Raw genomic sequence first — 14305 nt, forward strand, 5'->3', positions numbered from 1 at the left:
TGTTTAACATTCAATCAACTCATTGTACCAAAGCAGCCTTCAAAAATCATCCTGCGGCAAAAGAAAGAGCCGAGGGGCTCCTCAGCTCTCTTTTTACAGGATTTACAGTTTGATGTCGTTAATATGCACGGGGCGGGAAACCGGGACGGAATAATTCGCATCATTGGCCGTCGAGGTGACCTTCGCGTTGCCGTTCACCTTTATTTGTACTTTATCGGCGCCTGTCGTTTCTGTCAAAGAAAGAACAACCGCCTGCAGCGCTTCCGACGGCGCCTTTTGATCCGGTCCAAGGAGCTTGTCGCTGAAGTCAACCGTAGCAAGCTCATCCGTTACCGCCGCGTTCAATAGCTCTGCGGTCGGCATCACCACCGAGGCAAGTGATGCCTTGGAAGGGCCTTTAATCAGCTCCGAAACGGTTGCTTTCGCCAAATCATCCGTTTGTGCGATAAGACGAGTCACCGGCACGTAATAGCCTTTGCTGTCTTCGGTTTGATTCATAAAATAAAGGGTGACCGCACTGGCTTTGCTGAAATTGACTCCCTCTGCAGCTTCAATGTTAATACCAAGCGTTTGGCGCGACAACGGCGCATCCAACGGCGTGCCGTCCATCGGCATTTCTTTCAGCTGCTTGCCGTCCACCCACAGCTGCACTTTTTCTACAGAAGGGAAAGACGTCAACGACCAAGTGATCGCTTCCAAAATTTTACGTTCGTCCTGAATATTGTAATTCGTGAACTCTTTGGAGAAATCCACGATAGCAAGCTTTTCGTCTTGACGGATATCAATCCCGTTAACTTGCGTTCCCTTCGGAAGCAGCGCCCGGAAGCCCTTCGGAAGCTGCGACTGCACCGGTCCGTCCTCGACCATATATTTCAGCGTTTCCTTGGCAATCGCATCCGTCGACGCGACCTGAATATTCAGCGGAGCCACAAAGCCCTCTGCATCCAAGAAGAATGCGGTTGTACGCAGCTGCTGCTGGGCCCCGGCGTTGACCGCCACCGACTCAGGGTTCACATTCATCTCGTAGCCGACCGGCGGCGGATCGATCTCCTTGCTGCCTCCAAGCGAGCATCCTGTAGTTATTAAAGCGAGCGCAGTCCCCGCGGCAGCGTAACGAAGCCAGTTCCATCTCGTCATGTTTGTTCCTCCCGTATACAATTTGTACTACTATGTATACGAGCCCATGCTTGGTTTATGCCGAATATAGGACAAATTCTTTTTCCTCGCTGCGGGTAACCCACCCCAGCTCCGTTTCCATATAAATCAAGTGCGCCAGCGTTTCCGAAAGGGCAAAGCGCATTTGATGCATGTTTAATTTATTGCCAAACATTGCTGCGCAAAGCTCATAAGCCGTCAGCGGCCGCTCGGCCAGCTTCTCCCTCATCTTCGCGAGCCGCTCATCATGGTGCGCCATAATGTCGCGGGCACGGTCCGCCAAGCCCGAAAACGGATCGCGATGCCCCGGGTAGGCGATAATCGGCTCCAGCCCAGCCATTTTCTCCAAGCTGTGAAGAAACGCTTTGAGCGGGTTCGGTTCAAAGCCCGGAATAAAGCTGACGTTCGGCGTAATTTGCGGAAGCACATGGTCGCCGCAAAACATGACCCGCGTTTCCGGTTCGTACAAGCAAACATGACCGACCGCATGTCCCGGGGTCTCGATGACCTCGAACCTTCTGCCGGCCAGCAGGAACGGCTCGTCCGTACGAAGCGGCGTAATGCGCGGCGCCGGTGACACCTGAGGCAGGAAGGAGGCCATATGCTCCTTCATCGCCTCCACGTCGGCAGCCGGAAAACCGCTGCGCACAAACACAGCAAGCAGCTGCTGCGACAACGGCGTCAGCGGCTCATCCCATAATGCGCGCGCCAGCTTCTCTCCCTGCGCCGTCAGGAAGACTTCGGCCCCGCTCTGCTCCTGGAACCAGCCCGCCAATCCATAATGATCGGGATGGTAATGGGTCAGAAGCACCCGTTTAATGTCCCGAAACGGAATACCTAGCTCCTCCATGACCTCAAGCCAAACACGAATTCCCTCTTCCGTGCGCAGCCCAGGGTCAATCAAGGTATAGGCGCCTTCCGCCTCCGGAACAAGGTAAGCATTAACCCAGCGCAGCGGAAAAGGCAGCGGAACCTTTACTCGAATCACACCCGAAATTCCTTCATTGTGAACGGTGTACCTATTCAATTGCAGTTTCCTCCCCTTTATGTCCGGTCATGATGAGCCGTGTGGAGTGAACCGGGTCATATTCGCTGCCGTCATATCCGCCGTAAATACGATCGAGCAGTAGCCCAGTACCCTTCAGCAGCCGTTTAAAATCGGCGAGCCCATACAGCTTCACCTGCTCCATATAGTGGCGCTCCTGCTCCGGTGCTTCTGCGGATCGAATCGAAATGCGTTTCCGGACAAAGCCATCCTCCAGACTTCTCCGCTCCTCAATCCGCACGCCTCCGTCCTCGCGTTCCGAATAAGGCACGAGCCTTTCCGCAATATACGGCGCATTTAAATAATCAATAATGAACCTGCCTTCCGGTTTAAGCAGACGCGCAATTTCGCGAAGCACAAGCTGATTTTCTCGTTCCTCATCGAAATAACCAAAAGAAGTAAACAAATTCACAACCGCGTCAAAGGGTCCCTCCAGCGGAACATGACGCATGTCTCCTCTTACAAAGCGGATTTTGCCATCCGAATTCGTCTTATGCGCTTCTTCGAGCAGGCGATCGGATAAATCGACACCCGTTACCCGATATCCCGCTTCCGCCAAAGCCTGCGAATGCCTGCCCGTCCCGCAGCATAAATCAAGCACCGTCGCTTGATCCGGCAGCTTCAGCCAATTTATCATTGCCTTCACCTCGGCCGCAGCGCCTTCCATATCTCTGTGCTTATAAACAAGCAAATAATCATCGCCGAAGCTTTTGGTATACCATGCATCCATTCCCGCAGTTCCCCTCCGTTTGAAAGCCATCTCTCCAAGCATAGCGAAAACAGGCGTACCTGACAAACCTGCGAGGGCAAAAAAAAACCGCCAATACGGCGGTATTCATAACAATATTATTCCATCATGCTTCCGATCCTTTATGGTATTAGTGAGAGTTTGCTTTCAGTTTGCTTGGATTGGCATAGTAAGCAACGATAAACTCATCCAGCTCCTGACTAATGGCAATGACGGATGGATCTAGAAAAGTCCCCTTTTCCATAACCAGCTCCGTTAATCGTATACGGAGCGCTTCAATAATACTTACAATCTCCCGATTTTCCATATAAAACCCTCTCTTCACAAAAGAACATGAATATGATAACAAATAATGTAAATCAGGGCAGTGCATTTGAAACGCGCAAAAAACACTTGACAACATCTACGTTTCGAATATAATGCGTGATCTTTTTTTTACCCACTGTTCAAAAACATCGACTGCCATCGGCTTTCCAAACAGATAGCCCTGAACTTCGTCGCAATGCCTTGCCATTAGCGCATTGTACTGCTCCTCAGTTTCCACACCTTCCGCAACGACGTGTAAATTCAGATTTTTAGCCAGCGCGACAATCCCTCCGACAATTTCTCCGTCATTATCGTTTAACGAAAGATCCTTAACGAACGAGCGATCAATTTTTAAAGAATTGACAGGAAGTCTTTTTAAATAACTGAGCGAAGAATGCCCGGTTCCGAAGTCATCGATCGCAAGACTCACACCAAGAGCTCTTAGTTGTTCCAGTCTATCTATCGTAAACTCAACATTATTCATGGCCAGCGTTTCTGTAATTTCAAGCTCCAGCCACTGCGGGTCAAGCGCGGAATCTCGCAGCGCCGCTGACACAAGCTCTGGCAGGTTTGATTGCTCCAGCTGGCGCATGGATAAATTCACGGATACTTTGGCCGGCGGATAACCCGCCTCCTGCCAAGCCTTCGTTTGAAAACAAGCGGTGCGGAGCACCCACTCGCCAATGGAAAAAATTGCGCCGGTTTCCTCGGCGATTGGAATAAATTCAGCAGGAGAAACAAAGCCCATTTCCGGGGAATGCCAACGGATCAGCGCTTCCATACCATGCCAATCCCGATTTTTCGTATGCATTCGCGGCTGATAGTAGAGCTCAAACTCATTTTTCTCCAGCGCTTTTCTCATGCTGCTTTCCATCGCCATCCGCCGTCTTATGCTGGCGTCCATCTCTTCGGTGTAAAGAATAAATCCGTTTTTTCCTTTTTCCTTGATCCGGTATAAAGCTGTATCCGCATTCTTCATTAAAATATCCGTAGTGTCTCCGTCATCGGGGAACATACTGATCCCGATACTTGGAGTCGTATGAAGCTCAAAGCCCTCGATGCGGCAGGGCTTGGAAATAAGGCTTATCAGCTCATTCGCAAATTCACTTGCATCTTCCTGCCCCGTTATGCGCCTTGCCAGTAGAAACTCATCGCCGCCAAGCCGGCTGACGATTCCCGTATAGGTGACAAATTGGTCAAGCCGTTCTGCGATTGTCACAAGTAAACGGTCACCGATCGGATGGCCCAACGTATCGTTAATATTTTTAAACCGGTCAAGATCCAAAAGAAATACGGCAAGCCGTTCTCCGTGCTCCTGAGCTAGTGTAATCTCCTGGGAAAGCAGCATACGGAACATGGTACGGTTCGGCAGACCGGTTAATGTATCGTAATAAGCGAGCCGATGAACGCTCCGCTCGGCTTCCTTGCGTTCGGTAATATCCATCGCCGAGCCAACCAGCTCATGCACTTCACCGGTCAGATAAGTGAGAGGAGACAAGCTGACAAGGAGGAAACTCTGCCCCACGTTCAGCTCGAACGTTACACTTTCGTTTCGAAAGCTATGAACAAGCTTACTATCCAAGATCCGATATACGTTTGCCGACAATACGCGATCAAGACGCTGTCCATAAATATCCTCGCGGCGTAAGCCGAACTTTTCGATGAGCCGCCCTTCGAAGAAGGTACACACATATTGCTGCTGCTCGTCTCGGCTGACCTTAAAAATCAGCTGCTGCTGATTTTGCACCGTTTGACGGAAATCGTTATGCATCGCTTCCTGCAGCTTCGCTACTGTCTTATTACGGTGTATTGCTCCGCCAAAGCTTGCCGCTGCCGCTTGCAAAATGGACTGCTCGGCATCGGTCCAGTCCCTTTCCTCTACACAATCATTGAAGCATATAAATCCCCATAGCTGCTTTTCAACAAAGATCGGCACGTTCAGCAGGGAGTGAATCCCAGCTTCGTGAAGCTGCACCGATAACTCATCGGAAAAGGAATTCGCATGGCCCTTCACTGCCAGCCCCTGCTGCATCGCTTCAGACCATTTGGCAATATCGGCCCCTATGTGCAGGTCGGAGTAATCATCCGGCACTAAGAAATCATGATTTGACCAGATGTAGCGCAAACTGTAAACCGGACGCTCCTCAGCATCATGAAATTCAAAAACAAGCACACGGTCGACATGCGCTGATTCACCTAACAGACGAAGAGCTTGATTAAACGATTCCATGTTTTCTCCGTGCTCCAGCAAATAGGCGGAGCATTGAGCGACGGCCGACAAAAGCTCATCCCGCCGAAGCAGTTCCTGCTCTTGTTTTTTTCGGTCAGTTACATCGATCATAATACCGGTAATTCCTGTTAATTCTTTAAATTCTCCAAATACCGGCTGGCTGGACCACTCTAACCAACGCCCGCCATCCGTATAATGCAAAAACCGAGCTTCACCCATAAAAGGCGTTCCATTGCGCCTCATCGAATCCCACGATTTTCGAACCGCCGCTTCATCCAATGGATGCACATAAGCAAAAATGCTTTTTCCCAAAGTATCTTCTATCGGATAACCGGTTACTGCTTCCCAAGCGGGATTCACAAAAAGAAAACGGCCCTGTGCATCGGCTTGAAATATAATTTCTTTTACTTGGTTTACAACGCTTTGATACTGTTCAATGCTTTTCCGAATCTGCTCTGCTAAGCGGCTTCGTTCCGTAATGTCGCGTAAATGAGCGGTGTACACTCCCGATCGCGTAACGACCATTTCTACAAGAACATGGCCATTTCCATTGCCCTTGACTAATGCCTCCAGCCTTTGCCCGATAATCGCGCCGCTCCCGGCTACGGAATAGGTCTCGGGTGTAATTCGATGCAGCTCCACTAATTGAGGAGCAAAAAACACGTTTACAAAATGCTGTCCCAGCGCTTCGATTCGGCTCATTCCGCACATCGCTTCGGCTGCGCGGTTCATTGATAATATTCGCCCGCTGCCATCAAAGGTGATGATGCCATCAACGGAAGATTCTAACAAGGTCTCTGTCATTTCCAACGATTCTTGAAGCTTCTGCTCGGTCTTTCTGTTAAACAAATGAACGGACGTCAATACCGCGATGGTCACCAGAAACAATGCTGTATCTACAATCTGGTCGATCCAGCCTTCATGCTCTTCGCGGGAACCTCCAAAACCGACAACATCCATTACAAGTTCCAGTATCGCAATTATGCTGAAAAGCAAGACATACAAAATCATTTTCAAAACAGATCGTCTTTTGTAAGAGGAATAAATGAATAGTCCAGAAACGCAAAACGAAATAGTAGACCATACATATTCCCAATACTTCTTGTCTAATTCGAAATAAGATCGCAGCATAGGGATGGATGTATTAACAATAAAAATCACAATTAACGAAATTATAAATATTCGTTCGATCCTGCTATTGGGCTTGTCCAGCATTCTTGAAAACATCATCCACACCTGCTTCATAAATAACTTTGTACCCTATTCTCTAATAAAGTTGTTAGGAAAGTATTAGTATCGATAAAAAACTTTTAAATTCCTGAAAATCGTCCAAAATTCGTGTAAACGTCCGAATTACATTGATTTATGCGCTTACATGAGTCTTTTTTCTGTCGATTCGCAAATTCATCTCATTGTATAATCAAGGACGTTGACATCGGCCCCGGCTTCTCTGAAAGTGGGAAGCCATTTTATTTTCAATGGATTTTAAAGGAGAGGAGAAACATATGAATTTGTCACAATTGAAAAATCAATGGTTTAGCAATGTAAGGATGGATATTTTAGCGGGGATTACCGTAGCGCTGGCCCTTATTCCGGAAGCGATCGCCTTTTCCATTATTGCCGGAGTGGATCCGATGGTCGGATTGTATGCTTCGTTTTGCATTGCGGTTGTAATTGCCTTTGTCGGGGGACGACCAGGCATGATCTCCGCCGCTACCGGGGCGATGGCCCTCCTGATGGTCGGCTTAGTGAAAGAGTACGGGGTTGAGTATTTATTTGCGGCAAGTATTCTTGCGGGGGTTCTGCAGGTTGGGATGGGACTGTTAAAGCTTGGCCGGTTCATTACCTTCGTTCCGCATTCGGTTATGACCGGCTTCGTTAACGCGCTGGCCATCTTAATCTTTATGGCGCAGCTGCCCCATTTTGTCGGCCAAGGCTGGATGATGTACGCGCTTGTCGGGCTGACGCTGCTGATCATTTATACGCTGCCTCGTCTTACCAAGGCTGTACCTTCCGCACTCGCGGCAATCATCATTGTTTCGGCGATTGTAATCGGCTTTGGCCTTAATCTGAATACGGTCGGTGATATGGGGCACATTTCAAGCGCTCCTCCGATCTTCCATCTGCCCATGGTTCCCATTTCCTGGGAAACACTGACGATCATCTTCCCTTATTCCTTATCGCTTGCGATCGTCGGAATTTTGGAATCACTGCTTACCGCAACGATTGTCGATGAAATGACGGATACGCGCAGCGATAAAAACCGTGAAGTGAAGGGCCAGGGCATCGCCAACATCGTTACCGGCTTTTTTGGCGGAATGGCCGGCTGTGCGATGATCGGGCAATCTGTTATTAATGTCAAATCAGGCGGTAGAACCCGCCTTTCGGCCCTTACTGCAGGTGTATTTCTCTTATTTCTAATCATGGTGCTCAGTGAAGTCGTCAAGCAAATTCCAATGGCCGCGCTCGTCGGCGTCATGATTATGGTATCTATCGGTACGTTTGATTGGAGCTCATTGCGCAATCTTGCGAAAACCCCGCGTCCGGATGCCATTGTCATGATCGTAACCGTAGCCATCGTCGTTGTTACGCATGATTTGTCCAAAGGGGTATTTGCCGGAGTTATTTTGAGCGCATTGATTTTTGCTTACCGCATGGCGCGCATACGCGTACAAACCAGCATTGATCTCCAGAGCGGCAAGCATTATGCCGTGTATGGACAGCTGTTCTTCGGAACAACCTCACAGTTTGTTGAGCAGTTTGACGCCGGGCAGGACCCGGATCGAATCGTGATTGATTTCGTTCATTCCCATGTTTGGGATCATTCCGGAGTCAACGCTATCGCAAAAATTGTTCTGAAGTACCAGCAGCTCGGCAAAACGGTTTCCATTACTGGATTAAACGAGGAAAGCAAGCAGCTCATCGATCAAATCGGGTTATCCGCGCAAGGCGGGCATTAATCAAAAAGGCGTTCAATCGGAAAAACCGACTGAACGCCTTTTTACTTGCTTTTAAAGCTGTAAGCTGCTCTTATTGTGCTGTCTCTGCCTCCGGCTCCGTTTGGCGGTCGTTGCGGTCGGACAGCTTAATTTTACCAACGAAGAACGTTAACACCGCCCCCAATACGATGAATCCAAGGCCAAGCCAAAAAACGCTGTGAAGCGAATCCACCAAGGACGTTTTTAATATTGGACCGATTCGTTGTACAAGAGCCTCAGGAAGCTTCGCGAGCGTTTCCGGACTTAGCAGCATCGAGTACAGCTGCTGCGGGTTCGTTTCAACTAAGTGTGTCATCTCACCCGTCATTGCTTGTGCTTCCGCTGGAAGCTGCTTCAGCATCGGCACGAGATTTTCCGAAAGAAGGTCCGTGGAACGGTGGTTCATGACCGCGCCAAGAATCGTCATCCCGAAGGTACCGCCGATCTGGCGGAAAAACTGGCTTGATGAGGTTACGACACCAAGCTCCGATTTCGGGAAGCTTTCCTGAAGGCTGAGTGTTAAGAGCGGCATGACTAGACCCATGCCCAATCCCATCACTACCATATAAGACGAAGCCGTTAATTTGCTTGTATCCATACCCAGGTTCGTAAGCAGGAAGAAGCCTGCCGCCATAACGATCATCCCGGCAATCATTTGATTGCGGACTCCAATCTTATGCACCAGCTGACCACCGATCATACTCGCAGCAATCATCGTTATCATCATAGGCGTCATTACGGTTCCCGAAGCCGACGGACTGATGCCGACGATGCCCTGCATAAACAAAGGTACAAACATGATGGCCCCGAACATACCGACACTCATCAAAAAGCCGATCCCGTTAATCACGGTAAACGTACGGTTTTTGAATAAACGGATCGGAAGAATCGGTTCTTCTGCTTTGGATTCGAAACGCACAAACAACAGCAGCGAGATGACCGACAAGGCAAACAAGCTTAGGATTTGCCACGAACCCCAAGGATAATCCACTCCTCCGAAGGTCAAAGCCAGCAGCAAACTGACAACCCCGACGATCATAGAAAGGATGCCCGGAATATCAAAGGTAACCTTGCCTTTTGATTGATGCTTCGGAAGCGCCAGCGCTATGAAAATCGTTGCAATGATCCCTACCGGAAGGTTGATATAAAATACCCATCTCCAGTTCCAAGCGTCAACAATCCATCCGCCAACCTGCGGCCCGATTACAGAGGAAAGACCAAATAACGCCCCGAATACCCCCTGCCATTTGGCACGCTGCTTTCCTGTAAACATATCCCCGATAATGATCATGGCCATCGGCATCATAATGCCGCCGCCGATGCCTTGCAGTCCGCGGAACAAAATGAGCTCCGTCATGTTTTGCGACATTCCGCATAATGCGGAGGAAACAATAAAAATCGTTAAGCCTGTAACGTATACCGTTCTGCGGCCGATCAAGTCAGCGAGCTTGCCGGCCACGGGAACAACAACCGTCGACGTCAGCATGTACGCTGTTGTCAGCCAAGTCATGAGGCCTAAGCCTCCAAATTCTCCAACGATTGTCGGCATTGCCGTTCCGACAATGGTTCCTTCTAATGCGCCAAATAGCATGGCAATGATAAGTCCTGCAATTAACAGCGAGCGATTGCGGTACAGCCCCGCATTCTTATCTGTATCTGGTGTAAGCTCCCCCATCCGGTCGTTTTCCGAATGTGCGGCGGCTAGCTTTCGTGGTAATACTTTTGCCATTGGAATTCCTCCCCGTTGTATCTTTATTCTTGCTGCGCTATGAATTCCAGAGTTTGTAGAAACTGCTCTAAATCCGATTGTTCGATATTGGCGATCAGGCGTCCCAGCATTTTCTTTCTTTTTTCGTTGATTGCTGTTAGCACCCGCTTTCCTTCAGGCGTGACTCTGACGATAACGGAGCGGCGGTCCTGCTCATCGTGCTCGCGTTCAGCCACCCCGGCTTGTACAAGCCGATCGACCATCACGGTTACCGCGCTTGGCTTGACTTCCATTTGTTCCGCTATTTCCTTCACACGGCAGCTGCCTTTTTCTTCGATAAAATACAGCATAAAGTACTGCGGTCCCGTCAACCCTATGTCCAGAGATGCCAGCTCTTCCTGCATTTTTCCCCTCAGTTTACCTGATACTGCCTTAATCGCAGCTTCAAAACGCTCAACCTCTTGGATTGTTTTTTCACCCATGTCGTTCACTCCGCAACAATTTATATAATGTAATATCTTTATATGAAAATTGTTAAACTGTATAACTAAATATACACTGAAGCATCATCAAAAGCAACAAGAAAAAGCCGCTTCTCTTGGAAGCAGCTTACATGCAGCATGACGATACACCTTATGTAAAATCAAAAACTCCGCGACACCTCGTTTGCAAGGCGCCGACCGGAGTTTCATGATTGTGTACATTAGATTTTGAGCTCCCCGAGCTTGATTAGTTCGACGACTGCTTGGGACCGACCTTTTACATTCAGCTTCTGCATCACATTCGATATATGATTGCGCACTGTTTTTTCACTAATAAACAGCTGCTGGGCAATGTCTCTCGTCGTTTTGTCCTGAACAAGCAGTTCAAACACTTCGCGCTCACGGTTCGTCAGCAAGAACTTGTTGCGGTAATCCATGCCCTTCAAGTTAGTGTCACCCCTCCTTGCTCGGGATTTTGTTACACAAGGTTAAGGGATACAGTCAAGATATACTATGAAGGGGCTACTTTGTTGGTGATGCGGCTATCAAAAATGGGCGCTTTAAAATGCAGCTGAGTCTTGGATAGGGAAGCAACGATGCCCGTTTGGAAGAACACCTGAGTGCTGGCAATTCGGGAACGATTTGCACGTGAATCGCAACGCTTGAGTGTGGGGTGAGCTAGTTGGATTGGTGGCTAGGGAGCCGGGAAGTGGCGCTTTCGGCGGGCGAGCGGCGGGATTATACAAGTAATTTGTAGTGTTGGCCTCGCACACGAGCGATTCGAGGCGGTTCATACAAATTACTTGTATTGTTGGGCTCGCATGCGCCGCTTTCGGCAGGTGAGCGGCGGGTTATACAAGTAATTTGTATTGTTGGCCTCGCACACGAGCGATTCGAGGCGGTTAATACAAATTACTTGTATTGTTGGGCTCGCATGCGCCGCTTTCGGCAGGGGAGCGGCGGGTTATACAAGTAATTTGTATTGTTGGCCTCGCACACGCGCGATTCGAGGCGGTTAATACAAATTACTTGTATTGTTGGGCTCGCATGCGCCGCTTTCGGCAGGGGAGCGGCGGGTTATACAAGTAATTTGTATTGTTGGCCTCGCACACGCGCGATTCGAGGCGGTTAATACAAATTACTTGTATTGTTGGGCTCGCATGCGCCGCTTTCGGCAGGTGAGCGGCGGGTTATACAAGTAATTTGTATTGTTGGCCTCGCACACGAGCGATTCGAGGCGGTTAATACAAATTACTTGTATTGTTGGGCTCGCAGGCGGCGCTTTCTCTTAGGCCCCCTAATTAAACTGGAGTCCTCCCACCNTGGTATCGGTCGACTGGACGTTTACCAGTTGGCCGCTATTTCCCGAACAAAGCCAGTTGGCCGGCTTAGCGACCATTCGGCGAAACTGCGGCGAAGGTTAATAGGGGGTTGGCTGAGGATCAGCCAGCCCTTACCCTTCTTAGGATCGCGAGCGAATTTCCTGCCGCATGAAATGCACATACGCTAATGCGAAGCAAACAAGCGTCGCTGCAATAAGCCCCGTCACCTGCGGCCAAACGATAAGCAGGCTCTGTCCTAGCGGCAAAGCGCTATTCGGAATTGCACCGATGACCTGATCCATCGTTAGCGGCCCCAACGTGCGGATTTCCGGCACGAGTAAAGTTGTCGTCGCCTCTTGATACAGCTGATTTGGGGATAAGCGCATAAGCTGCTGCATCCACCCCGCATGGTTAACCGCTGCTGCGGCGGCGTCCCCACCGGCTGCCGGTGCAGTAGCATTAGCCACAAGCTGCACCAGCATGCTAAAAAACACACTATAAAAAATCCAAACCGCGATCCCGGCCAATGCGGCAGTGGCCGCTTGCTTGAATCGTGCTGAAAACCAGATCGATAAATTGAGCCAGAAGCCAATATAAACGATGCTCAGCAGTAAAAACAAGATCATGCGGCCGAGCTCCTCTGCCGTTGGCGGAATGCCAATCGCCAATAAACCCATACCCATTACCATGAAGCCAAGTGCGACAAACATTACAGAAATGACCAGCAATGCGGCCACAAACTTGGCATGCAGAACCTGGTCACGATATATTGGCTGTGAAAGCAGCCTGCTTAGAGTACCTTTGGAACGCTCTGACGACACGACGTCAAAACCCATACCGATTCCGAGCAATGGTCCAAGAAACCCTACAAAGGTAATAAACGATGGCAGCGTATCCCCTTGAAGAGTAAACAACCTTAGAAACAAGAAGGATTGAAGCTCCTCAGAAGCCGGGTCGATGCTGCGGATCGTGCTCAATGCCGCGTAAAGCGAGCCAATACATGTCAACCAAATTAAGCCCAGTAAAATAATAAATCGCCAAGACCTAATATGATCGGACATTTCCTTTTGCACAAGCACGAGAAAAGGGTGCGGCGGCAAAACCGCGCCAGATGAACCGAACATGCCGGTTTTACTGGATGGGCCAGATGTGGCAGATGCTCCTTTGATGATTATTTCATCGGGCAAACCTGCTGTGTCAGAGGTTTCCGATGCCTTCAAGTCTCCTGTCACCCCCGATGCAAAGGATGTACCAGAATCATGAGAATGCTCAGACGCATCGGAACCCGCCAAGCTGCTCGCTGCTTCCGATTCAATGGATGGTCCCGAATCGCCGGCGCGGGGCTTTTTGTTCCCCGGATTCTCATACGGAGAAGCCATGGCGATCCACCTCACTTTCAAAATATCTGCGGTAAATTTCATCGAGACCGTACTGCTTTCTGCTTAACTGGCGCAGTTCCGCTCCTGTTTCAACAACCTTGCGGGCGATCAAACCGGATACATCCAGCTGGCAGCCAAATTCGGCTCGACGCTCATCCAAGCGCTTCGCGCTGCAAACCCCATCCATCTCCTTCAGTAAAGCAAACAACTCTTCACTAAAAGGCTCCGCCTCCACGTCAATGGCATACGGCTCCCCGCTAAAAAGCTGACGTGACAATGAATCCACATCTCCACAAGCGAGCAGCCTGCCCCCTACGAACAATCCCACTCGATCGCAAACCTGCTGAACTTGGTGCAGATGATGCGAAGACAACAGCACCGTCAAGCCTTCCTTGCGGCTTAATGTACGAATCAAATCCATAAACTCACGGACCCCCTCCGGGTCAATCCCTAACGTCGGCTCATCCAATATGATGACGTCAGGCTGTTTAATCAGCACATCGGCAAGCCCTAAACGCTGCCGCATTCCCCGGGAGTATGTTCCGACCCGCTTCTCGCCGGCGTGCTCTAACCCAACGCGCTGCAGCAGCTCAACCGCCCTCAGTTCGGCTTCCTTCTTCGGTATTCGGTTCAGCTGTGCTGTGAGCATCAAATTTTCCCGTCCGCTACGGTCGTCATAAAAACCAATGTCGTCCGGCAGGTAACCGACCTTTTGCTTGACCCGAATCGGATTTCGCGTGGAATCGATGCCGCAGACCGTCACAGAACCCGAGGTGGGCTCCGTTAGCCCCAGCATCATTAAGATCGTCGTTGATTTTCCTGCCCCATTCGGGCCCAGCAGTCCAAAAATTTCACCCTTTTGAATCGTTAAGTCTAAACCATCAACGGCCCGATGCTCGCCATATTGCTTCGTTAAAGAGGTCAGCTCGATCATTGCCTCTTGCTCCCGTTG

The 14305-nt window shown here is 49.7% G+C and carries 11 protein-coding genes; 1 reads left to right on the plus strand and 10 read right to left on the minus strand.

Features of this window, described 5'->3' with window-relative positions; translation table 11 throughout:
• Positions 1 to 102 precede the first annotated feature (102 nt).
• The 5 genes from GQS10_RS06840 to GQS10_RS06860 all read right to left on the minus strand — a co-directional run bounded on the left by GQS10_RS06840 (position 103) and on the right by GQS10_RS06860 (position 6444).
• A complete protein-coding gene (locus GQS10_RS06840) occupies positions 103 to 1137 on the minus strand; it encodes a GerMN domain-containing protein (protein ID WP_166240413.1) in 1035 nt (344 codons plus the stop codon).
• A 55-nt stretch (positions 1138 to 1192) separates the two neighbouring features.
• Entirely contained in the window at positions 1193 to 2182 is a 990-nt protein-coding gene (locus tag GQS10_RS06845; protein ID WP_243735012.1) for an MBL fold metallo-hydrolase, read from the minus strand.
• Positions 2175 to 2930: a class I SAM-dependent methyltransferase gene (locus tag GQS10_RS06850; protein WP_166240415.1), complete on the minus strand. Its 756-nt coding sequence runs from the start codon at positions 2928 to 2930 to the stop codon at positions 2175 to 2177. Before GQS10_RS06850 ends, GQS10_RS06845 begins: the two co-directional genes overlap by 8 nt.
• Before the next feature lie 148 nt (positions 2931 to 3078).
• Positions 3079 to 3255, minus strand: a complete 177-nt coding sequence (locus tag GQS10_RS06855) for an aspartyl-phosphate phosphatase Spo0E family protein (RefSeq protein WP_166240417.1) — start codon at positions 3253 to 3255, stop codon at positions 3079 to 3081.
• A 96-nt stretch (positions 3256 to 3351) separates the two neighbouring features.
• Positions 3352 to 6444: a bifunctional diguanylate cyclase/phosphodiesterase gene (locus tag GQS10_RS06860; RefSeq protein ID WP_166240418.1), complete on the minus strand. Its 3093-nt coding sequence runs from the start codon at positions 6442 to 6444 to the stop codon at positions 3352 to 3354.
• A gap of 545 nt (positions 6445 to 6989) precedes the next feature.
• Here GQS10_RS06860 and GQS10_RS06865 point away from each other — a divergent pair.
• Positions 6990 to 8444, plus strand: a complete 1455-nt coding sequence (locus GQS10_RS06865; RefSeq protein ID WP_166240420.1) for a SulP family inorganic anion transporter — start codon at positions 6990 to 6992, stop codon at positions 8442 to 8444.
• A 70-nt stretch (positions 8445 to 8514) separates the two neighbouring features.
• Here the strand turns inward: GQS10_RS06865 and GQS10_RS06870 are convergent, their stop codons facing one another.
• The 5 genes from GQS10_RS06870 to GQS10_RS06890 form a co-directional block, all read right to left on the minus strand.
• Positions 8515 to 10137, minus strand: coding sequence for an MDR family MFS transporter (locus GQS10_RS06870; protein ID WP_166240739.1), 1623 nt, complete (start codon positions 10135 to 10137; stop codon positions 8515 to 8517).
• Between the two features lie 77 nt (positions 10138 to 10214).
• The gene (locus GQS10_RS06875) at positions 10215 to 10652 is read right to left on the minus strand and encodes a MarR family winged helix-turn-helix transcriptional regulator (RefSeq protein ID WP_166240422.1); all 438 of its coding nucleotides are present in this window, start codon (positions 10650 to 10652) and stop codon (positions 10215 to 10217) included.
• Positions 10653 to 10873: 221 nt separating this feature from the next.
• Positions 10874 to 11089, minus strand: a complete 216-nt coding sequence (locus GQS10_RS06880; protein ID WP_424991772.1) for a helix-turn-helix domain-containing protein — start codon at positions 11087 to 11089, stop codon at positions 10874 to 10876.
• Positions 11090 to 12114: 1025 nt separating this feature from the next.
• Entirely contained in the window at positions 12115 to 13353 is a 1239-nt protein-coding gene (locus tag GQS10_RS06885; protein WP_279537932.1) for an ABC transporter permease, read from the minus strand.
• Positions 13337 to 14287 carry an ABC transporter ATP-binding protein gene (locus GQS10_RS06890; protein WP_166240743.1) on the minus strand — a complete coding sequence of 317 codons (951 nt, stop codon included), beginning with the start codon at positions 14285 to 14287 and terminating at the stop codon, positions 13337 to 13339. Before GQS10_RS06890 ends, GQS10_RS06885 begins: the two co-directional genes overlap by 17 nt.
• Positions 14288 to 14305 lie beyond the last annotated feature (18 nt).

Origin of the sequence: Paenibacillus turpanensis (assembly GCF_011421635.1) — a bacterium.
Classification (GTDB): Bacteria; Bacillota; Bacilli; order Paenibacillales; family YIM-B00363; genus Paenibacillus_AK; species Paenibacillus_AK turpanensis.